We start from the raw sequence: 19,719 nt of genomic DNA, 5'->3' as shown, positions 1-19,719 counted from the left end.
GGTTCAACGGGAAGGCGGGGAAGGCCTGTCTCGCATAGCTGAGCTTCGCTGGAGAAGGCGATCCCCGTGTGTCGGCACCCTTTGTACCCAGCGGCCTCTCCAACCAGAATCAACTCGGGGGCGCAGTCCAGATGTGCGGCCAAACGGGCAAGCTTGCGTTCTGGACCGTTGTGAGGCTCGTCATCAGGACAGTTGTCGAACCACGGATTGAACAGGCCCGGGAGGCCATGTGGCAGCGTGCTGACCAGCTGGCGTGCAAGTTCGATTGCGAACGCACTGGTATGTCGTCGTGTACCTGTAGTGCCCTGGCTGCTTGCCTCCGCCAACTCCTGGGCGCTCAGGGAATCTTCGTTGATGTGCCCGGGGCTCTTCATCCCAGCCTTTCGATTTGCAATGCCCATTCAGGATTTCAGAGCGGACTACACCTGCCAATTTGTATCGCTGGTGTGTTGCTGCCCTCTTGTCCCAACAATGCGCTTGCCGTTTCAGTGCCCTCTATGGCGTCCGTGACATACCCGATCATGTATGAACTCAAGAATCTGTTGTTCTTGCGATTGAATGTGAACTCGCTAAACCCTTTGCAATGTAAATAGCCGCCGTCGGTGAAGTCCGCCGGGCATACAAAGTCTGGAGTATTGGAGCCGACTTTTTTCACGACCCATACATTCCCAAGTTTCAACTCGGCGAGGGACGCCCTGGTAATCAAGAACTTTTCGGTTTCATGGAAGGAAACAGTCACCCACTGTTTCTTTGCTTTGTTGAACGCGAACCCCGTGGCTAGGTCCGTCGTACAGAAGTAGCCGTCGCGACCTTGTGCGAAAGAGCCTGCAGGGCCCACTGAGAGGACGGCAATCAGGGCGAAGGACGCAAGCGGTTTCATCTTCAAAAATCCCTCAAGCAGTGGAGTTGAACCAAGACAAAGTATCTCTCAAAACCATTCGTTTCTGCAGGTTCCCTCCGTCTTTTCTCTTTCTTCGGGCACTTGCGAAACAGCTACAAAATTCGCCCCCGGTCAAATGCATCTCGGCATTTAAAACTCATCGTTTGCAGCTGGAGTATGGGGTAATATTTGTTATCTCAATTTGAGAGGCTTGGTGAGAATAGTGGTCTGTACAGGCCATGCCAATCAATTTTTATAGGAACAACATAGTGACGACAACCAGCTACAAAGAACTCTTGGCCCAACGAGATGCCTTGGAAAAACAGATTGCTGATGCGCGCGCTCAGGAAGTTTCTGGCGCCATTGAATCGGCCCGAAAGTTGATCGCTGAGTTTGGTTTGACGCAGGCGGATGTATTCCCGCAAGGCCGCAGTTCCCGTGGGCAGCGCCCTTCGGTGGCCCCCAAGTACCGCGATCCAGCCACTGGTGCAACCTGGTCAGGTCGTGGTCTGCCTCCCAAATGGATTTCAGGTAAGGATCGAGCGCAGTTTGCCATCCAGGCCGATAACGCGCAGGCGTGATGCTTTCCTTGCTGCCCAAACAACCCTTCGAGATTGATCTAGACATGAAGAAACTTCTTGCACTGGTACTGGTGCTTCCCCTGCTCGTGCATGCTCAGGTCGATCGCAGGGCCAAGAGCGCGGGTGATTTGATCGATGATTTGCAGGAAATCGACAATGCGCTTTGCGGCAGTATTGCGAAGGAGGCGGTGGTCGTGGCCAAGGGGGCGGCAAATGGACTGTCGTATGAAGCCGCTATCAACCAGCGTGACGTGACTTTCGGTGTAATGCCGCAAGGCAGGCGAGTTTTTCAGGCGGCCTATCACGGGATGGCGGGTATGCCTGATGTCGAAGTGCGCATGCAGGCCTACAAGATGTGCTCGGGTGAAGCAGCCAAGGAAAATGACTCACTGCGCCGGTCAACGCCAACCCGGTAAATGTCTCGAGGTGATAGGTCGCGCTGTCATCGCTTCCCTGACGGCAGGAGGGGGGCGATTTTCGTCTTCACAGACGGGAAATAGATGAACGGCTGAATGCCTTTAGCGATGGACTCACGCTTGATCCCAGTTGTCGCGCCCATGCCGTGCAAGTGCAACTCCGTCGCACCTTCTCTGAGGGCCAATTCGAGCGCCTGGCGGCATGCCGCGATTTTCGTTCGGTGCACGACCTTGCGGAAGCTTTCAGGGGTTGAAATCGCTGCGGCCTCTTGGTCGTGCGGTACGCACCAGTAGCCCATCGAGTCTTCAAAGATTGTGAATTGCGCGGCCTTTCTGGGCCGTGGCGGCTGTTTGGCCGTCGCAAGCTCTTTTGCCTTCGCGCTCTTCCAAGTGAGAACCCGATTCTCGGAGTCCACGATGAACTGAACGCCATGGGCGTTGCGGCCAGTGCGCAACGCTTTTGCAGCAACGTCGGCCTCTTCCATGGTTTCAAAAAGCAGCAGTGGGGCTCCGTCAAAGAGCTTGCTGTCCGCCAGCCAATCTTCAGATTCCAGCAGGTATTCCATCGAGCCCATGCCGTAGAACCGTGCTATTCCCCATATTTTGCTCATACGCTATTTGCCTCTTCGTGTACCACTAGGCGTTAACTTATCGCTTGTGATGCTTGTCTGCAACAAAATGGAGCAGCACCCAATGTCGTGGGAGCACTGACCGCTGCAGAGGTGTTGGTAGGCCTATTCGTCGAAGATCATCCGATGGCACCCATGCGTGCAGCCACCTAGCGATAACACGCACTTATCGATATCCGGTGACTAGAGGCTCGCTTTTCTGGTGGACGAATTCGACGGCTCGAATGGCCGCTGGCGGATCGAATCTGTCATTCACCAAGCCATAGCCAAGTTCCGCAATCAGCCTGATTCAGACTTCGACTTTACTCGGGTCAAACCGTAGCATGGCTGCCCCCTCCCTGCCTCCAGCGTAATGGCCCAATGAAGGGTGCTTGTACGTACCAGGCGAGTGCGGCCAATCTCGTGGTCAATTGAACGGATCCGTGGCAAGTCTGCCGGACTCAGTGATCACTATCGCCTGTCGATGGCAGTCCCAGCAGCATGCGGCCTAGCGTACTTCGGTTCTGCAAGGTAACTTTGTCTTGGATTTGATGTTTACCAGTGGAGGAGTCATTCCTACGCCGAGTAACTCCGACTGGCACTGGGCCGGGGTCCGGTCGGTCAAGTAAATGTTGCGGGCGTGGGCAAGTTACAGCGCACTCGGTGGTCAAGTGCTGCTGGTCTTTGCTTTCAGGTAGTCACTGATGAGTCCTCCTGAAGAAACTCCCGTATGACTCTTACGAAGGCGTTTGGCTGCTCAACCTGAGGAAGGTGTCCGGCGTCAGGAATGATCTGAAGCTCTGACTGCTCAATTCGTTGATGCAGTGAGATTGCAACGTCAGTGTCGGCGTTCGGCAGCCTGTCCTGCGCACCCCAAACGATGAGGGTACGCTGTTTGGGGACCGCAGGCCGACTACGGTTGTTCATCAGCAACGTGAGCATATGTTCAAGCTGGCGCTGGTCTACGTCCAACAGCGTAGCCCTAACCTGTCGCGGGGCGTTTTCCGCGTTAAAGAAGGCAGATTTCAGACAATCAGAGCTGTAGCTGACCTTCTTGAGCTCATTAAGAATCAGCTTTCTAATCCCTGGAACTCGTTCGATGAAGAACCTTACAAATGCGGGAATCGTTGGAGGCGGAAAGCCATCGACCATGACCAATGAGCTGCAGTGAATCGCCCCGGTTTTGAACTGCCCCCCAGAAGTTGGACGGTTGCCTCGCCGCCAATCAGGCGGTGTTTCTCAGCCGGTATCCCACCGGGCTGAGTCCGTTCAATCTGAGCTTGATGCGCTCGTGGTTGTAGTAGTGGACGTAATCATGCACGCCCGCTTCGAGCGTATCAATGCTATCGGGCCTTTCGAGATGGAAGTACTCGGCTTTCAGTGTGCCGAAGAAGCTTTCAATCGCCGCGTTGTCAAAGCAGTTGCCCTTGCGGCTCATGCTTTGCTCGACTCCGCGTCGCACGAGCATCGCTCGGTAGGGCTGCATCTTGTAGTGCCAACCTTGGTCAGAATGCACGATCAGGCCTGCGACGCAATTGGTCCGCGATAGCGCGGCCTCAAGCATGCTGGAAACCATCTCGAAGACCGGCCGCCTTGCCATGCGGTACGCGACGATCTCGCCGTTGTACAGGTCCATGCAGGCCGACAGGTAGAGCTTTTGGCCGCTTACATTGAACTCGGTGACATCGGTCGCCCATTTCTGGTTCGGCGCGGTCGCGCAGAAGTCGCGCTGCAGAACGTTGGGTACGTGCGCATCGCTGGTGCCCGGGACATGCCAGGAGCGCTTCTTCGCCCGGATCAACGCACGTAGCCCCATCTTTTGCATCAGACGCTGCACGCACTTGTGGTTGACCGGTTGTGCCATTGAATTGCACAGCGCTGCCGTGATCCGCCGGTATCCGTAGCGGCCCTTGTGCTCGTCATAGACAGTGCGGATTCTGGCTTCCATGGCGCTTTGCTGGTCGGCGCGCTGGCTCGCCTGGCATTGGTAGTAGAACGTGCTGCGCGCCAAGCCTGCTACCTGCAACAGATCCGCCAATTTATGGTGTTGCCTCAACCCGGCAATCAGTCGCGCTTTGTCGGCGCAGCTGATCTCTTCGACCGGATCAAGGCCTGCAATTTTTTTAAGTACGCGACCTCCGCGCGCAGTCGGTCGTTCTCTTCCCGCAGGGCTTTCTCCGCATCGGCGACGACCGTGCTCGACGGTGCGGCAGAGCGTCGTTCTGGCTTCATCTTGGGCTGTTCTTCATTCCTGGTCTCGCACGCCTGCAGGCGGCCTTGATCGAGATTGCGCCGCCAGACCACAATCTGGTTGGGATTGCGGATGTCATACAGCGCCGCGACCTGACGACTGGAAAGCTGCTCGCGATCCTGATGAGCCAGCACCTGCAACTTGAACTGCACACTGTACGCGCTGCGCTTGGGGCGCAAACCATCGATGCCGTGCAGGCGGTAGTGGCTCACCCACGTGCGAACCTTCTCCTCGGGAACTGACCACCGCCGAGCCAAGAGCTTCGCGCCGCCTTCGCCTGCCAAGAAGCTTTGGACCACTTCCAGCTTGAACTCCGTTTTGTACTTCTTCATGTAACCCCTTGAAGTTTGTCCAACTTCTGGGGGTCAGTTCATTTTTGAGGAGGCTCAACACTCTGAGAGGATTGAGCCATGAAGAAGACAAACAAGTTCTCGCCTGAGGTGCGTGAGCGCGCAGTGAGGATGGTGCAGGAGCAGCGCGGGGAGTACCCATCGCTATGGGCAGCTATCGAATCCATCGCCCCCAAGATTGGCTGCGTGCCGCAGACCCTGAACGAGTGGGTCAAGCGTGCCGAAGTGGATGCAGGCACGCGAGAAGGCGTCACAACAGCCGAAGCCCAGCGGGTCAAGGAGTTGGAGCGCGAGGTCAAAGAGCTGCGCCGGGCCAACGAGATATTGAAGCTGGCCAGCGCGTTTTTTGCCCAGGCGGAGCTCGACCGCCGGCTCAAGTCTTGAGGGCCTTTATCGACCAGCAGCGCAATGCTTTCGGGGTCGAGCCGCTCTGCAAAGTCTTGCAGGTTGCCCCGTCAGCATATCGGCGCCACGCCGCGCTGGTGCGCGAGCCTCACAAACGCTGCGCCAGAGCGAAACGCGACGAATTGCTGATGCCGCAGATTCAACGAGTCTGGCAGGCCAACATGCAGGTCTACGGCGCGGACAAAGTGTGGCGGCAACTGACACGCGAAGGTGTGACCGTGGCGCGTTGTACGGTCGAGCGACTGATGCGCAGCATGGGCCTGCGCGGTGTGATGCGTGGAAAGGTGATGCGCACCACGGTCGGCGATGCAAAGGCGCCATGCCCGCTGGATCGGGTCAACCGGCAGTTTCGCGCCGAACGGCCCAATCAGTTATGGGTCAGCGACTTCACTTACGTCTCGACCTGGCAAGGCTGGCTGTACGTGGCCTTTGTCATCGACGTGTTTGCCAGGCGCATCGTGGGTTGGCGAGTAAGCAGCTCAATGCGCATGGACTTTGTTCTCGACGCCCTGGAGCAGGCCCTCTATGCCCGTCAGCCTGAGCGCGATGGCAGCCTGGTCTGTCACTCCGATAGAGGCTCGCAGTACGTCAGCATCCGGTACACCGAACGGCTGGCTGAGGCTGGCATCGAGCCTTCTGTGGGCAGCAAGGGCGACAGCTACGACAACGCCCTGGCAGAGACCATCAACGGTCTGTACAAGGCCGAACTGATTCACCGCCGGGCTCCATGGAAAACCAAAGAATCAGTCGAGTTCGCCACGCTGGAGTGGGTATCGTGGTTCAACCACCATCGCCTGCTTGAGCCCATCGGGTACATCCCGCCTGCAGAAGCTGAGGCAAACTACTACCGGCAACTCGCCAGTCAGGCCACTGTGGAAGTGGGCTGACTTAACCAAACAGCCTCCGCAGAAACCGGGGCGATTCACAGATTGGGCCGTGTTCCATTGCCACTTGCCATGCATTCGAGGCGCCGAGGGAGTTGCCAACAAAGCACGCGCTTTCGTAGCCGAGTCCACGAACGACGGCTTCAACCCACTCGGCATAGGCATCGTATGTTGCAAGTGGTGCGCCAGAAGAACCGTCAGCGACCACGCCTGGAAGTTCGGGCGCAATGATTGTGTAGTGTTGGGCCAGTTGATGCCAGACGCGGTCCCAATGCGCGGCTGCGCCACCCCAACCTCCATGTAGCAGGACCAGCGGCGCGCCAACACCTCCGGTCCACACTTTTGCAGGCTTGATACGGCCCTGATATTCAATCTGGCGTTGGCTCTGGGTGACTATTCTCGTGTGCATTGATGAACTTCCAAACGTAGCTCGAGCCTAACGTGCTGATACAAGGAAGTTGCAACTCGGATTCCAAGGCGCTTTGCAGAGTCACGAGGCGTGATGGGTGACACGAGCTATTTCTCCAACGAATGTCTCGACTTCTTGAGCGGTGTTGTAGTAGTGAACAGAAGCCCGAACCACTGCAGGCAGTCTTCGTGCGCCTAGGTCGAGCTGTGAGTATTCTGAGAGTGATACGGAGACGTTGATGCCCGCCGCGTTCAGTGCCCTGCAGATCTCTTCAGGAGACTTCCGGTCGCTTGTAAAAGTCACAATTGCGCACTTGGTCAAGCCCTGATCGTGGATCTTGATCCCGTTAAGATCTGCTAACTGCTCACGCAGACTTGCTGCGAGCTTGGTGACTCTGCCTGTTGCGGTGGAATCCAACAGAAAAACTCAGCCCCGCTGATATTTCCAGTCGAAAGATGCTGGTGAAAGGCGTCAGAGTTTTTGCAAGTGATGAGAATTTTTGCATCTACTCTGAGAACCTACACTGCGTCCATCGAGCTTGGGCAACAAGGCCCGTTGGCATGCCGACTTGTTGAAGCGTTGCCCCGCGACAGAGTGGACGTATTCGATGGGCGCGATGCTGTCGGTGGCTGAAAACCACTGACTTCGGTTGCCACTTGCATTTTTAGAGACAATCGGTCTAATATTGTTCGATGCAGGTGCAAGACCCCATCCGCCGCCGTGGCCGGCCTCCGAGACAGCGCGACGGCCTAACAGATGCGCGCGAGCTGCTTATGCGCGCCGGCCTGGAAGTTCTCACCGAAAAGGGCTTCTCGGCGACGGGCATCGAGGAAATCCTCAGCAGGGTGGGTGTTCCCAAGGGCTCCTTCTATCACTACTTCGACAGCAAGGAAGCTTTTGGCCTGGGCCTGATCGATCGCTATGGCGAATTCTTCGCGGCCAAGCTTGACCGTCACCTCCTGAACCGGACGCTCACACCCCTTGCCCGCCTGCACGCTTTCATCGATGACGCCAAGTCGTCCATGGCGCGCTTTGGCTATCGCCGGGGTTGTCTGATCGGCAATCTCGGCCAAGAAATGGGCGCATTGCCTGAGAGCTTTCGGGCGCGGCTGCAGCACACCTTCGAGGATTGGCAGCGACGTTTCGCACTGTGCCTGGTTGAAGCCCAGCAGGTGGGCGAACTCACGAGTGAAGTGAATGCGCAGCAAGTGGCCGAGTTCTTCTGGATCGGCTGGGAAGGCGCAGTCTTGCGCGCCAAGCTCGAACGCCGCGCCGCGCCGCTGGATGTGTTCACGCAGTTCTTCTTCGCCGGCTTCCGGTCGAAGTGATTTTTTTGTCAACCACTAGACGATCGGTCTATTTTCCAAGGAGAGCAAATTGTTCAACGGCATCTTGATCACGAAGGAGGAATCGGGTTATCGCGCAGCGGTTGCGCAGATGGACGAGGCGCAGTTGCCCGCAGGTGATGTGAGCGTGCGGGTCAGCCACTCGACGCTGAACTACAAGGACGGCCTGGCCATCACTGGCAAGGGTCCGGTGGTGCGAAGTTTCCCCATGGTCCCGGGCATTGACCTCGTGGGCGTTGTTGAGGAGAGCGCCAACCCCGCTTACCGTGCGGGCGACACCGTGCTGCTCAACGGTTGGGGGGTAGGCGAAGTGCATTGGGGTGGCCTGGCCCAAAAGGCTCGCCTCAAGGGCGACTGGCTCATTCCTCTTCCTTCGGGGTTCACGCCGCAGCAGGCGATGGCCATTGGTACCGCAGGCTACACCGCGATGCTGTGCGTGCTCGCGCTTGAGCGCCACGGCGTCAAGCCGTCGGATGGCGAAATCTTGGTCACGGGCGCGGCTGGCGGCGTTGGCAGCGTGGCCGTCGCGATCTTGGCCAAGCTGGGCTACACGGTCGTGGCCGCTACCGGCAGGACGAAAGACGCGGACTACCTCAAGCGCTTGGGTGCCAGCGAGGTGATCGAACGCGCTCAATTTGCTTCCCCCGGCAAGCCTCTGGGTAAGGAGCGATGGGCTGGTGCCGTGGATGTCGTGGGCAGCCATGTGCTGGCCAATGTCTGCGCCACAACCAAGTACGGGGGCGTTGTGACTGCCTGCGGCCTGGCCGCAGGCATGGACTTCCCCGCCACCGTTGTGCCTTTCATTTTGCGCGGCGTGACCCTCGCGGGCATCGACAGCGTGATGTGTCCGCGTGCAGACCGACTCGTCGCGTGGCAACGCCTGGTCACGGATCTTGATGTAGCCAAGCTTGGCGATATCAGCCGCGAAGTCGGCTTGGCAGAGGCGATCCCGTTGGCCAACCAGCTCCTAAGCGGCGAAGTGCGTGGTCGCATCGTTGTCGATGTGAACCGCTGAAATCACGATTTCCCCCGCCAGCTTCGATTCATCAATCAAGAGAAAACCATGAACTAAGATACGCAAGCCCCCGTGAGTCGCTTTCCCGTTCCTGCACTCAAGGACATGCCCGAGGACATTCGCATGCGCATCGAGTCCGTGCAGGAAAAGTCCGGCTTCATCCCCAATGTCTTCTTGACGTTGGCGCACCGCCCCGACGAATTCCGCGCCTTCTTCGCGTACCACGATGCCTTGATGGAAAAGCCTGGCAACCTGACCAAGGCCGAGCGCGAGATGATCGTGGTGGCCACCAGCGCCGCCAATCAGTGCCAGTACTGCGTGATCGCGCACGGCGCCATCCTCCGCATTCGTGCCAAGAATCCGCTGATCGCCGATCAGGTCGCCACCAACTACCGCAAGGCAGACCTGACAACGCGTCAGAAGGCCATGCTGGATTTCGGCATGAAAGTTTCCCAAAGCGCACAACTGGTGGGTGAAGCTGACTTCGACATGCTCAAGAGCCACGGCTTCACCGAAGACGACATCTGGGACATCGCAGCCATTTCCGCATTCTTTGGCATGTCCAACCGGCTGGCCAACGTAACCAGCATGCGGCCCAACGACGAGTTCTACGCGCTGGGGCGCGGCTGATCACCAAGGGGCCCAACGATGTTCAAGAACTGGAAGGACTATCTTCTTGTCGGCCGCCGTGCAGGCGCGGCGCTTCACAAGGCCAATCCACGGATGGTCGCGGGCTTTCAGGCGCTCAGCGCAGGTCAGAACGGCAACGGCGCGCTCGACGCGAAGACCAAGGAGCTGATCGCGCTCGCCGTCGCGGTCACCACGCGCTGCGACAGTTGCATTGCCGTCCATGCGCAAGCCGCGCGCAGGGCGGGCGTGACCGAGGCGGAGCTCACCGACGCGCCATGGGCACCGCGATCGCGCTCAATGCGGGCGCGGCGTACAGCTATGCGATGCGCACACTCGAGGCCTACGATCAGTTCGGTGAAGCGGCGAGATGACATGTTCGATGTGGGTCGACTTGCCTGTGCCGTGGTATCCCTGAATCATCACGCGGCGGTTGTGCACAAAGCTCGCGAGAATTGCCAGCGTGGTGTCCCGGTCGAAGATGTAGTCGGGATCGAGATCGGGAACATGTTCGTCGGCCTGGGCGAAACCCATCACCTTCATGTCGGTGTCGAAACCGAATACGTCCCGCACGTTGATGGCCACGTCGGGAACTGTAAGCTGAGGCGACGGCGTCGGCGCGGGTGTGGCGGGTACAGCTGCAGTCATGCGCAATGGGTCCTCAGGGGCGGCCAGCGTTCCTCAATTCGGGTGTGCCTCAACCCAAAAAAGTCGAGACGGTGGCCACAAACTCGCGCGGTTTCTCGGCGTGCAGCCAATGGCTCGCTCCAGGAATGCACGCGAATTGAGCCTTTGGAAACAAGGCTTTGATCGTGCCGCGGTGATCTGTTGAAACATAGGTCGACACCTCGCCAGACAGGAACAGGGTCGGCCCGTCAAAGGATCCGGACAGATCGGGGAAGCCGATGATCTTGTCCATCTCGGCAGCCAGAACGTCCAGGTTCAGCCGCCAGCGCTTGTCTTTCAGATCAAGGTTTTGCAGCAGGAAATCATCGATGCCGGGGTCCAGATCACCCAGTTGCGCCTTGGCCTCGGCCCGCGTTGTCACGCTGGTCAGATCGACGCGCCGCATCGCCGCAATCGGGCCCATCTGCGTATGCCGATAGGTCACCGGGGCGATATCCGCGACGATCAGCTTGCGCACTTTGTCGGGGGCTTGCAGCGCGAGCACCATTGCCGCCTTGCCGCCCATGGAATGCCCCAGCACATCGGCAGGTGCGTCCAGCACAGCCGCCAGATCGGCGGCCATATCTTCATAACTGTGGGTTGCCGCCCATTCCGAAAACCCGTGATTGCGCATGTCCACGACGACCACCCGCCGTGCTTCGGACAGGCGTTTGGCCAGCACCCCCCAATTGCGCGCTGATCCAAACAGCCCGTGCGCGATCAGCAATGGCGGTCCCGGCGCGTCCCCATAAGTGACAGTGTTCAGCATGCGTCGGTCCTCGTGCTTTCCGTGTTGGCCCCGAGCATACTGATTGAGCTTGGCGCGCGCTGCAACATGTCCGAGACGGCCCACACACCAAGCATCATCTTACGCCCGGTCTGAGCAAGAGATGTGCGGGCAGCTCAGAAGCGGTTGAAGCCGCCTTTTTGCGCAATGTAGAGTGGAGAGATGCCCGCCAGAACGCCCTTGATATAGGGCGTCGCGTTGTCCGACACGATGCCGGTGCAACTGGTCACCAACTCGAAGAAGCGGCCCGCATAGCCCTCTGCGAAGCCCTTGACGTGCAGATCACCGTTTTCGGCATCGGCGTAACGCTCGAGGATGTGCCAGGTGCTGGTATCGCCCACCTCGTACCACTCATAGACGAGCGTTCCGGGCTATTTGCGCGTTCTCTCGACCAGTTCGTTCATCAAGGTCATGAAACCAGCGCGCTTGGTTTCGGGCACTTTGACCTCAAGATGGATGTGGATGGTGTCGGTGGATATGGTTTGTTTCCTTTGTTGAAAAGTTCATTGGGTTTGAAAGATGGGCCAGTTCACCCCGCGCTGCGGCCAACAGGTTTTCGGCGGGTAAATCGGTGTGATGTGTTGCACTGCAGAGGCTGGTGTGGACGTCGGCCTTGACCGGGCTCAGACCGAGGTCGCGATGAAAGGCGGAAACGCTGTCCGCGCCTGACGCGATATCCCCTGACACAAGGACCATTGCATGGGCCAGAACGCGCGGGCTCCCGTGGTGCGTTGGCCGCCACCGTTGCGCGGTGCCGACCAGTTTTCTACCATTTATCGAAAGGTTCCAGTCGCCGTCGCAGAAGCTGCCGGGGGTGTTCCCAATATCCAGTGTTTCTACGCGCAGCCCGGCCCTGAATATCCGGGTGAGCAAGCGGTAGCCGTCTTCGATGGTGAAGCCCTCCGGCGCATCAAAGCTGAGCGCCAGGTTGGCCATGCCCCGGCCTTGCGGAACGGTGCCACCTCCGGTCGGGCGCACATGAACGGGCCAGCCTCGCGTGCTCGATAGGCTGGCGGCCTGCGCGAATCCATTGCGTGTTTCATAGGCGCGCGGGCACACGAGTGCATTGGCATCTGCTGTCCACAGGCCCACCTGCGGGCCCTGCGCTGAAAAGAGGCCTGCTTCAAAGGTCAAGCCTTCGGACACAGACCCAAATCGGCGCAAAGGCGTCGTCACCCGGACATTCCTTCGACTTCTTCACAGATCGTGGTCAGCAGATCGCCCGCCGGCGCGCCATCCAGCGCACGGTGGTCAAAGGTGAGCGAGAGGCCGACAAAAGGGCGAAGCTCTATGCCGCCATCAGGTGCCCGTACCGGGCGATCCGTCATGCAGCCAATACCTAAGATGCAGATCTGTCCGGCGTTCAGGATTGGAGTGAAGTGCTCCACCCGCGTCAGGCCGAGGTTGGTGATCGTGAAGGTGCCGCCCGTCATCTCGGTCACGGTGAGCTTGTTGATCTTGGCCCGCGCCGCCAAGTCCTGTCGCGCACTCCGCAACGCGCTCACATCCATATCACCCGCACCAGAAATCGCCGGGGCCACCAATAAGTTGCCCGGCAGTGCGATGGCAACAGACAGGTCAATCGCTTCGTGCAGATGAACCTCGCGGTCCTTGGTGCGGCCATTCGCATCGGGATGCTTCTTGAGCGCGCGGATCACGGCCAGCATCAGCAGATCCTCCACCGAGGCCTTGGTCCCCTCTTCCGCCAGCCGCGCCTTTTCCGCCAGCAAAGCAGTAGCGTCCGCACTGCCGTGATGGGTCAGCTGCGCCGCGGTGGCCAGGCTCTTGACCATGGCGTCCGCGATCATGCCGCGCACGCCTTTCAGTGCTACGGTGCGCACGCCGTCGGTCATGCAATTGTTCCGATGACAGCGCCTTTGGAAACCACCGCGTCGGCCTTCTCTTTGATAGCTACGGTGCCCGACGCGGGCGCGTGGATTTCGTATTGCACCTTCGCAGTCATGATTTCGGCGATCAACGCGCCTTTTTCAACGGTGGCCCCGTCGTTGACCAACCAAGTGGTGATGACGGTTTCTACGTCTTCTTCCCAGAGGTTGGTGGGGATGATGATGTCTGTCATGGAGCTTTCCTGTGTTGGGTGGGACCGCCTGTGAAGGCGGCCCCGAGACGCACGGTCAGGCCGCTTTCATGCTGTTGAACGCGGCAACGATCTTGTCGGGGTTGGGCAGGCAGAACTGCTCCATGACCCTTGCGTAGGGGATCGGCACATCTGGATACGCCACCCGCTTGGGCGCGGCCTTGAGGGCCGAGATGTCATGTTCCGTCACGCTGGCGATGATCTCGCCGGAGACGCCGTAAGACATGTAGTCCTCGTCCACGACGATGAGGCGACCCGTCTTGGCGACGCTGGCGCGGATCGTGTCGCGATCCAGCGGGACCAGGCTGACCAGATCGACCACCTCAGCGCTGACGCCTTGGCTCTCCAGCTTCTCGGCTGCTTTCAGAGCGTTGTGCACGCCCATCCCGACGCTGACGATGGTGACGTCTTTTCCTGAGCGCACGACCTTGGCTTTGCCGATTTCGACCGTGTAGCTTTCCACTGGGGTGTGCACCGTTGCGCCCGCTTCTGTGGCAAGCCATCCCATGCCTTGCAGGCCCTTGTGGTACATGTAGACGACAGGGCTGTCATCGCGCATGGCTGCGGTCATCAGCCCCTTGGCGTCATAGGCATTCGACGGGCAAACCACCTTCATGCCGGGCAGGTGCGCAAAGGTGCCATACAGACATTGCGAGTGCTGCCCGCCGTCGGAGTAACCGCCACCGGTCGACGTCATCAGCACCATCGGCACCTTGAAGTTGCCACCCGAAAAGTAGATGTTCTTGGCCATCAGGTTGTAGATCGCGTCAAAGCAGACGCCGAAGAAATCGACGAACATCAGTTCGACAACCGGGCGCATCCCGTCTTGGGCAGCCCCGACAGCGGCGCCGATGAAGGCGGTCTCGGAAATCGGCGTGTCGCGAATGCGCTCAGGGCCAAATTCCTCCAGCAAACCGCGTGTGTTGCCGTAAACGCCGCCGAGGGCGCCGATGTCCTCACCCATCACAAAGACGGTGGGGTCGATCTGCATTTCCTGTTGCACGGCCTCGGCCATGGCGCGAGCAATGGTCAGTTTTCTTTCGTTGGCTACGCTCATGCTCTGTCTCCTTAAGCGAACACGGAAGTCAGCGCGGTTTCTGGCGCCGGATCCGCACTTTCGCGGGCAAATTTGATGGCTTGTTCAACGCGGGCAGCGGCCTGTGCCTCTATCGCGTCGAGCTCTGCGCCGGTGGCCACGCCATCGGCGATCATCTTGGCGCGCATCTTCGGAATCGGGTCCTTCGCGAACAGCGCGTCCTTCTCGCCCTTGGGGCGGTAGCCTTCGGCATCACCCATGAAGTGGCCAGCGAGCCGATACGTTTCGATCTCCAGCAGGGACGGGCCTTCACCAGCGCGGGCGCGGGCAATCGCTTCACCAGCGGCCTCATAGATCGCGTAAGGGTCGTTGCCTGCGATGCGCTTGCCAGGTATGCCGTAAGCGGCCGCACGGTCTGCGTTGTTGGAGATCGCGGTCGAAGCCTCCTTGGACACCGAAATCCCCCAGGCGTTGTCTTCGATGACGCAAATGAAAGGCAGCTTCCAGGTCGCGGCGAGGTTCATCGCTTCATGCCAGCCGCCCTGGTTCACGGCACCCTCGCCAACGAAAGCCACGGCAACGCCGGGCTTTTTCTGCATCTTGCGGCTAAGGGCGGCACCGACGGCTGGGCCCATGCCCTGGGCAATGATCCCCGAGCAGGCAAAGTTCACCTTCGGATCAAAGAGGTGCATGTGCCCGCCACGCCCGCCTGAAAGGCCGGTCGCCTTCCCGAAGATCTCGGCAGCCATCTTGTCGAGGTCCACCCCCTTGGCAATGGCCTGGTGGTGCGGACGGTGCGTGGCGGTGACGATGTCGCTTGCTTCGAGATGCGCACAGACGCCCACCGCCACAGGTTCTTGCCCGTCGGACAGGTGCATCTCACCGGGAATCGGGCCGTCGGCCATGCTGAACACGGGCAACTTGCCCTCGAAATAGATTTTCGCAATGGTCTCTTCGAACTTGCGGCTCGTGACCATGTTGCGATACATCCAATGCTGTTTCTCGCGGTTTGGTGTCATTGGTTTGTCTCCTATAAAAATGCTCAGATACACGAACGACGCAGGTGCGCCGCCAACTCGTCGACGTCGGACCGCTTCGCAAGCAAAGTGGTCACCCCCTGGTGGCGCGTCTCGCAGGTACTTTTTTGCAAAGGCCATGCCATAAGTCGGATCTGTAGAAGAATCGCGGGAATACCCTTAAAGAGACCGCACTAAAAGCCGGTTTGAGGGCGTTCCAAAGGCTTTGAGGGCGGTGTGTCGGCCTGCTGAATGCCCATGGCAGCGACACCTGTGTGCTACAGGTGTCGCACCAGCAAGCGAACGAGCGACAGGTGTCGCACCTGCGTATATCTGCAACCCCGCCGCCAACTAGGAAAGCCAGGGCTGGACCTCTCGCGGCCAATCACGCCAAAAGCGGAAAGTGCCGGCGCCTTCTGATTCAGGCCTGCTGATTGGGGCTGACGATGCCCAACTTTTGCATGCGACGGTAGACAGTCGCTCGGCATATGCCCAGGCTGCGCGCCGCATGGGTGATGTTCCAGTGGTGCGCTCTCAGAACCTGCACCAAATCATCCCGCTCCGAACCAGCGGCGGCATCGACAGGTGATGCTGGTAAGCCAATCGACAGCATGCGGGGTGGGGGCAAGCTGGCACGCATGGCACCCTGGATGTCGAGCGGGAGGTGTTCCAGTTCGATGGCCTCGCCACCGCTCAAAGCCAGGGCGGCGCGCAGTATGTTCTTCAGTTGGCGGATGTTGCCTGGCCAGTGGTAGGTCTGCAGCGCGGCCAACGCATGGGGGGAGGCCGTGCCCGCACGGGCATAGAGCGACCGGCCTTCCTCCTGCAGCAGCTGGCGGATCAAGCCTTCCTTGTCTGTGCGCTCATGCAAACTGGGCAACGCCAGCGTGACGCCATTGAGGCGGTAAAACAGGTCCAGGCGGAAAAGTCCGTTGGCGACCAGCTCGTTGAGGTCCCTGTGCGTGGCGCAAACTATCTGTATGTCCACGGGCACCGAAGTTTCTGAACCCAGCGGCGTGACTTCCCTTTCGGCCAGTACGCGCAGCAAGCGGGTCTGCATCGCCAAAGGCATGTCCCCGATTTCGTCCAGAAACAGCGTGCCGCCGTGGGCCTGCTGAACCTTGCCCCTGGCCCCCTTGCTGCGTGCGCCGGTGAATGCGCCCTCTTTGTAGCCAAAGAGTTCGCTTTCGATCAAGGTGTCCGGGATGGCAGCGCAATTCACTGCGACAAAGGCTTTGGATCGCCGCGTGCTCGCCTCGTGGATCGCTTTGGCAAAGGCCTCTTTGCCGGTGCCCGATTCACCCTGCAGCAAGATCGCCAGGCCCTTGTCTACCACACGGAGGGCCTGCTGGGCATTGCGCGTCATGCTGGCATCGTTCCCAGCAAGTTCACGCAGCGCCTTGTCATCCGGGGTATGCAGCATCGGTCGTTGGCGTTCGGTCACTGGTGTGAGCTTGCGTGGCCCGCGCGCCAGGGCAAAACACCGCTCGCCCGAGTGCAGCAAACGCAACGCCAGCGGCTCCGGGTGGGCCAGTGAAGCGCCAAGCAGTCGCTCCATCCGCGCGTTGAAAACGTCTTCGACATGGGCGCCGGTCAGCATCGCCGGCGTGCGCCCCACGGATTGCAGAAAGGCCTGGTTGGCCGCAACGATCCGGCCTTCCTCGTCCAGCGCGAGCAAGCCCTCTGTCGCCACTTCTAGAAAATCGCGCCGTCCGGCCAGACGCAGCACCAGGTTCCGGTCGAATTGCTTGAGAAACTGGGCGTTCTCGATCAAACGAGCGGTCGACTTGACCATCTGCAACACCAGGTGCTGACTGCGCTTGTCGTCCGGCGAGTACAGGGCGGATGCATCCAACACCGCCTGCACCTGGCCATCGACGCCCAACAGGGGCGCGGCGCTGCAGCTCAGGGTTCGGTAGGGCACACGAAAATGTTCTTCATGATGAACCGTGATGGACCGCTGCTCCAGGTTCGCCAGCGCCACGGCGCATGTCCCCTCCGTCTCCTCTGACCAGCAACTGCCGAGGTACAGGCCGGCCTGTCGCAGCTCGCGGTCCAGCAATGGGTTGCTGATGAAGTCGACGGCGACGCCGTGGGCATCCGTGAGCAGTATCACATACCCGGCGTCACGTATCTGCAGGAACAACGACTCCATGCCGCTGCGCGCAACATCCAGCAGGTCTTCCATCGGCAAGCGATGGTCTTGCAGGGCAGTCGCGGTGAGGACGCGCGGCGGGTCACTGCGTCCCGGGTCGAGCCTGTGAACGCCCATCGACCGCTGCCTTGAGCGCTCGATCACGTCGTCTGCACGCCAGGATATGTCCGAGGTGGCCTCATGACCGGGTGCACTCCAGTGGCTGCTGAATGCCATGTTTGTCTCCTGGCTTCTTTATGCTGGCACCCGCATCAAGGCGGGTTTATCCAGGCGGTCGTGTCTGTCGCAATGTGGCGAGACCTACAAGCTCTGCCGCAGCCTCACCGCGACACCGTTGGCCTTTGCACGCTCAATGATAGGTCCGAAGCTCGAAAAAATGACCATCTCGGGATTTGACCTGACCTTCACCAACCGTACCAAGCGGAGGTTAGTGAAGTCCGTCAACCACCAGGAGAAAGACGAACATGAAGAAGAGCAGATCATCCGGTTCTGGCGGCAGTCCGAGGCCGACCTGTCAATCGTATTCGTTGCGGCCCTTCAGAACCCTTCGAGCACGATCTTGCCGCGCGCCGTTCCGCTTTCGATCTGCGCGTGCACCCGGCGCAAGGTCGCGGCATCGATCCTGCCGGCGGTCTCGGTGGCCGTCGAGCGGATGCGCCCGGCGTCAACCAGCGCCGCCACCTCGGTCAGCATCTGCCCCTGGCGCGCCATGTCCGGCGTGCCGAACATCGAGCGCGTGAACATCAGCTCGAGGGCTCAGGCACCTGCGAGATCTGCTGAAGCAAGACCCTGTGGGTCGGCCGGTGCGCACCGCTGACCATTGCTATGGCTGCACGGCCGGACAGGGCAGCAGTTGCGGTGGTGCACTCAAGGCGGAGCAGTGATGAGGGTCGCCAAACGTCTTGCGCTCGTGGCGCTGGTCGTGGTGCTGGTGTGGGCATTTTTCGCAGCCGGTGGTCCGAAGTGGCTGACGCTCGAAGGGCTCAAATCGGGTCTCGATCAATTTGCCGCATGGAAAAGCACATCCCCTGTTTTGCTTGGCCTGGGCTTCGGCGCGGTGTATGTGCTGGTGGCGGCTCTTTCCCTGCCGGGCGCTGTCATCCTGACACTGGCCGCTGGCGCCATCTTCGGTCTGCTCTGGGGCACCTTCATTGCGTCTTTTGCGTCCACTCTTGGCGCGACCTTGGCGTTCTGGAGCGCACGATACCTGCTTCGAGACTGGGTGCAGGCGCGCTTCGGTGACCGGCTCAAGCCCATCAATGACGGAATGGCTCGCGATGGCGCTTTCTACCTCTTTACGCTGCGCTTGGTCCCCGTCTTCCCGTTCTTTCTCATCAACCTGCTGATGGGCCTGATGCCTATCCGCTCGCTGACCTTCTACGGGGTCAGCCAGATCGGCATGCTGGCAGGCACTTTGGTGTACGTGAATGCGGGTACGCAGTTGGCGCGCATCGATAGCTTGGCCGGCCTTGTCGCGCCGGGTGTCACGCTGTCATTGGTCTTATTGGGTGTGTTTCCGCTGGTTGCCAAGATGGTCCTGGGATAACCCCGCGCTGTTGCCGGTCCTCGCCGACAGGGTGATCGGACTTCGCCAAGGCAGCGTGGCCTTTGATTTACCAACTCAACAGGTGGGAGACAGGCAACTGGTCGCACTGTACAAGCCTCTAGCGAGCGAGCCACCTGCTCATTGGCAAGTAGATCTACCTGTCCCCGTGCAAAAAGAGAAACGGATTCTCCAATGACTACCAACGACATCGACACTGCGGGCCGAACTTGTCGGCCTCCGCTACCGCAAGCCCTGCGCGCACCTGCAGCACGTTGGCAGTGTCCATGATGTCCTGCGTGGTGGCGCCCCAGTGCACGTAGCGCCCAGCTTCGCCGCACATCGCCACCATCTGGTGCACCAGCGGCAAGATGGGGTAGCCCACGATATCGGTCTCATGCCGCATGTGGTCGAAGTCCACGCGGTCCAGGCGCGACTCGCGGGCGATGGCTTCGGCCGCATCGGCAGGAATCACACCCACGCGCGCCTCAGCGCGGGCCAAAGCCACCTCGACCTCGATGTAGCGGGCGATCAGGCTCTGGTCCGAGAACACGTCGCGCATGCGGGCCGTACCAAAGGCGTCTCTGAACAAAACCGAATCCAGCACCGTGCTGGCAGGCGAAAAAATGGAAGAAGTCATGGTTTT

The 19,719-nt window shown here is 59.7% G+C and carries 21 protein-coding genes, 5 pseudogenes and 1 other annotated feature; of the genes and pseudogenes, 9 read left to right on the top strand and 17 right to left on the bottom strand.

Annotated features, from left to right (window positions below):
* Positions 1-409 precede the first annotated feature (409 nt).
* The gene (locus P7644_RS20200; protein ID WP_404303406.1) at positions 410-880 is read right to left on the bottom strand and encodes a hypothetical protein; all 471 of its coding nucleotides are present in this window, start codon (positions 878-880) and stop codon (positions 410-412) included.
* 239 nt (positions 881-1,119) lie between these two features.
* Here P7644_RS20200 and P7644_RS20195 point away from each other — a divergent pair, with 239 nt between their 5' ends.
* Complete coding sequence (locus P7644_RS20195; protein ID WP_404303405.1) at positions 1,120-1,461, top strand: H-NS family nucleoid-associated regulatory protein; 342 nt, start codon at positions 1,120-1,122, stop codon at positions 1,459-1,461.
* On the top strand, positions 1,461-1,877 hold the full coding sequence (locus tag P7644_RS20190) for a hypothetical protein (protein WP_404303403.1): 417 nt from the start codon (positions 1,461-1,463) through the stop codon (positions 1,875-1,877). Before P7644_RS20195 ends, P7644_RS20190 begins: the two co-directional genes overlap by 1 nt.
* A 26-nt stretch (positions 1,878-1,903) precedes the next feature.
* Here the strand turns inward: P7644_RS20190 and P7644_RS20185 are convergent, their stop codons facing one another.
* From P7644_RS20185 to P7644_RS20175, 3 genes are all read right to left on the bottom strand, one after another.
* Positions 1,904-2,488: a hypothetical protein gene (locus tag P7644_RS20185; protein WP_404303402.1), complete on the bottom strand. Its 585-nt coding sequence runs from the start codon at positions 2,486-2,488 to the stop codon at positions 1,904-1,906.
* A gap of 687 nt (positions 2,489-3,175) precedes the next feature.
* The gene (locus tag P7644_RS20180) at positions 3,176-3,637 is read right to left on the bottom strand and encodes an alpha/beta fold hydrolase (RefSeq protein WP_008902876.1); all 462 of its coding nucleotides are present in this window, start codon (positions 3,635-3,637) and stop codon (positions 3,176-3,178) included.
* A gap of 73 nt (positions 3,638-3,710) precedes the next feature.
* Positions 3,711-5,068 (bottom strand): IS3 family transposase gene (locus P7644_RS20175; protein WP_274114605.1). Its coding sequence is split into 2 segments (ribosomal slippage): positions 3,711-4,568 and positions 4,571-5,068, totalling 1,356 coding nucleotides; the frame shifts between segments, so codons are not numbered across the junction.
* Positions 5,069-5,146: 78 nt separating this feature from the next.
* On the opposite strand from P7644_RS20175, the gene P7644_RS20170 reads away from it, so the two are divergent.
* Positions 5,147-6,378, top strand: a protein-coding gene (locus P7644_RS20170) for an IS3 family transposase (protein ID WP_085942460.1) whose coding sequence is annotated in 2 segments (ribosomal slippage) — positions 5,147-5,435 and positions 5,435-6,378 — 1,233 coding nt in all. Because the reading frame shifts where the segments join, the coding sequence is not laid out codon by codon here.
* Positions 5,425-5,541 (top strand) — a sequence feature (AL1L pseudoknot). Its footprint overlaps the gene before it by 117 nt.
* A gap of 1 nt (position 6,379) precedes the next feature.
* On the opposite strand, the gene P7644_RS20165 is transcribed toward P7644_RS20170, so the two are convergent.
* Together P7644_RS20165 and P7644_RS20160 are read right to left on the bottom strand one after the other, a co-directional pair.
* Positions 6,380-6,784: an alpha/beta fold hydrolase gene (locus tag P7644_RS20165; RefSeq protein WP_085942459.1), complete on the bottom strand. Its 405-nt coding sequence runs from the start codon at positions 6,782-6,784 to the stop codon at positions 6,380-6,382.
* An 81-nt stretch (positions 6,785-6,865) separates the two neighbouring features.
* On the bottom strand, positions 6,866-7,201 hold the full coding sequence (locus P7644_RS20160; RefSeq protein ID WP_404303399.1) for an aminotransferase class V-fold PLP-dependent enzyme: 336 nt from the start codon (positions 7,199-7,201) through the stop codon (positions 6,866-6,868).
* A 275-nt stretch (positions 7,202-7,476) separates the two neighbouring features.
* Between P7644_RS20160 and P7644_RS20155 the strand changes: the two genes are divergently transcribed.
* From P7644_RS20155 to P7644_RS20140, 4 genes and pseudogenes are all read left to right on the top strand, one after another.
* Positions 7,477-8,112: a TetR/AcrR family transcriptional regulator gene (locus tag P7644_RS20155; protein ID WP_034397988.1), complete on the top strand. Its 636-nt coding sequence runs from the start codon at positions 7,477-7,479 to the stop codon at positions 8,110-8,112.
* A 49-nt stretch (positions 8,113-8,161) separates the two neighbouring features.
* Complete coding sequence (locus P7644_RS20150) at positions 8,162-9,145, top strand: MDR family oxidoreductase (protein ID WP_008905557.1); 984 nt, start codon at positions 8,162-8,164, stop codon at positions 9,143-9,145.
* A 105-nt stretch (positions 9,146-9,250) separates the two neighbouring features.
* Positions 9,251-9,775 (top strand): peroxidase-related enzyme, encoded by a 525-nt coding sequence (locus tag P7644_RS20145; RefSeq protein ID WP_008905558.1) that lies wholly within the window; start codon positions 9,251-9,253, stop codon positions 9,773-9,775.
* Positions 9,776-9,793: 18 nt separating this feature from the next.
* Positions 9,794-10,146 (top strand): annotated as a pseudogene (locus tag P7644_RS20140) (carboxymuconolactone decarboxylase family protein).
* Here P7644_RS20140 and P7644_RS20135 read toward each other — a convergent pair.
* From P7644_RS20135 to P7644_RS20090, 10 genes and pseudogenes are all read right to left on the bottom strand, one after another.
* Positions 10,130-10,420 (bottom strand): annotated as a pseudogene (locus tag P7644_RS20135) (hypothetical protein); the annotation flags it as partial. The pseudogenes P7644_RS20140 and P7644_RS20135 overlap by 17 nt on opposite strands.
* A gap of 49 nt (positions 10,421-10,469) precedes the next feature.
* Positions 10,470-11,207, bottom strand: coding sequence for an alpha/beta fold hydrolase (locus tag P7644_RS20130; protein WP_008905560.1), 738 nt, complete (start codon positions 11,205-11,207; stop codon positions 10,470-10,472).
* A 134-nt stretch (positions 11,208-11,341) separates the two neighbouring features.
* Complete coding sequence (locus P7644_RS20125) at positions 11,342-11,566, bottom strand: hypothetical protein (RefSeq protein ID WP_008905561.1); 225 nt, start codon at positions 11,564-11,566, stop codon at positions 11,342-11,344.
* A gap of 106 nt (positions 11,567-11,672) precedes the next feature.
* Positions 11,673-12,203 (bottom strand): lipoyl protein ligase domain-containing protein, encoded by a 531-nt coding sequence (locus tag P7644_RS20120; RefSeq protein WP_404303447.1) that lies wholly within the window; start codon positions 12,201-12,203, stop codon positions 11,673-11,675.
* A gap of 194 nt (positions 12,204-12,397) precedes the next feature.
* Positions 12,398-13,078 carry a 2-oxo acid dehydrogenase subunit E2 gene (locus P7644_RS20115; protein ID WP_008905563.1) on the bottom strand — a complete coding sequence of 227 codons (681 nt, stop codon included), beginning with the start codon at positions 13,076-13,078 and terminating at the stop codon, positions 12,398-12,400.
* Positions 13,075-13,305: a biotin/lipoyl-containing protein gene (locus P7644_RS20110; protein WP_008905564.1), complete on the bottom strand. Its 231-nt coding sequence runs from the start codon at positions 13,303-13,305 to the stop codon at positions 13,075-13,077. Before P7644_RS20110 ends, P7644_RS20115 begins: the two co-directional genes overlap by 4 nt.
* A gap of 55 nt (positions 13,306-13,360) precedes the next feature.
* Entirely contained in the window at positions 13,361-14,380 is a 1,020-nt protein-coding gene (locus P7644_RS20105; RefSeq protein ID WP_008905565.1) for an alpha-ketoacid dehydrogenase subunit beta, read from the bottom strand.
* 11 nt (positions 14,381-14,391) lie between these two features.
* On the bottom strand, positions 14,392-15,348 hold the full coding sequence (locus tag P7644_RS20100; protein WP_008905566.1) for a thiamine pyrophosphate-dependent dehydrogenase E1 component subunit alpha: 957 nt from the start codon (positions 15,346-15,348) through the stop codon (positions 14,392-14,394).
* A gap of 448 nt (positions 15,349-15,796) precedes the next feature.
* On the bottom strand, positions 15,797-17,746 hold the full coding sequence (locus tag P7644_RS20095; RefSeq protein ID WP_050813863.1) for a sigma-54-dependent Fis family transcriptional regulator: 1,950 nt from the start codon (positions 17,744-17,746) through the stop codon (positions 15,797-15,799).
* A 321-nt stretch (positions 17,747-18,067) separates the two neighbouring features.
* Positions 18,068-18,280: pseudogene (locus P7644_RS20090) on the bottom strand (zinc-binding dehydrogenase); the annotation flags it as partial.
* A gap of 8 nt (positions 18,281-18,288) precedes the next feature.
* Here P7644_RS20090 and P7644_RS20085 point away from each other — a divergent pair.
* A pseudogene (locus P7644_RS20085) lies at positions 18,289-18,414 on the top strand (DUF3641 domain-containing protein); the annotation flags it as partial.
* Complete coding sequence (locus tag P7644_RS20080) at positions 18,414-19,076, top strand: TVP38/TMEM64 family protein (RefSeq protein WP_008905569.1); 663 nt, start codon at positions 18,414-18,416, stop codon at positions 19,074-19,076. The pseudogene P7644_RS20085 and the gene P7644_RS20080, both read left to right, overlap by 1 nt.
* Positions 19,077-19,305: 229 nt before the next feature.
* Here the strand turns inward: P7644_RS20080 and P7644_RS20075 are convergent.
* Positions 19,306-19,713 (bottom strand): annotated as a pseudogene (locus tag P7644_RS20075) (3-carboxy-cis,cis-muconate cycloisomerase); the annotation flags it as partial.
* Positions 19,714-19,719: the final 6 nt, after the last annotated feature.

It is taken from the genome of Alicycliphilus denitrificans (genome assembly GCF_044792555.1).
In the GTDB taxonomy this organism is placed as follows: domain Bacteria; phylum Pseudomonadota; class Gammaproteobacteria; order Burkholderiales; family Burkholderiaceae_C; genus Alicycliphilus; species Alicycliphilus denitrificans_A.
The sequence above is the reverse complement of the archived record's forward strand: the minus strand, read 5'-3'. Positions and strand labels throughout refer to the sequence as shown.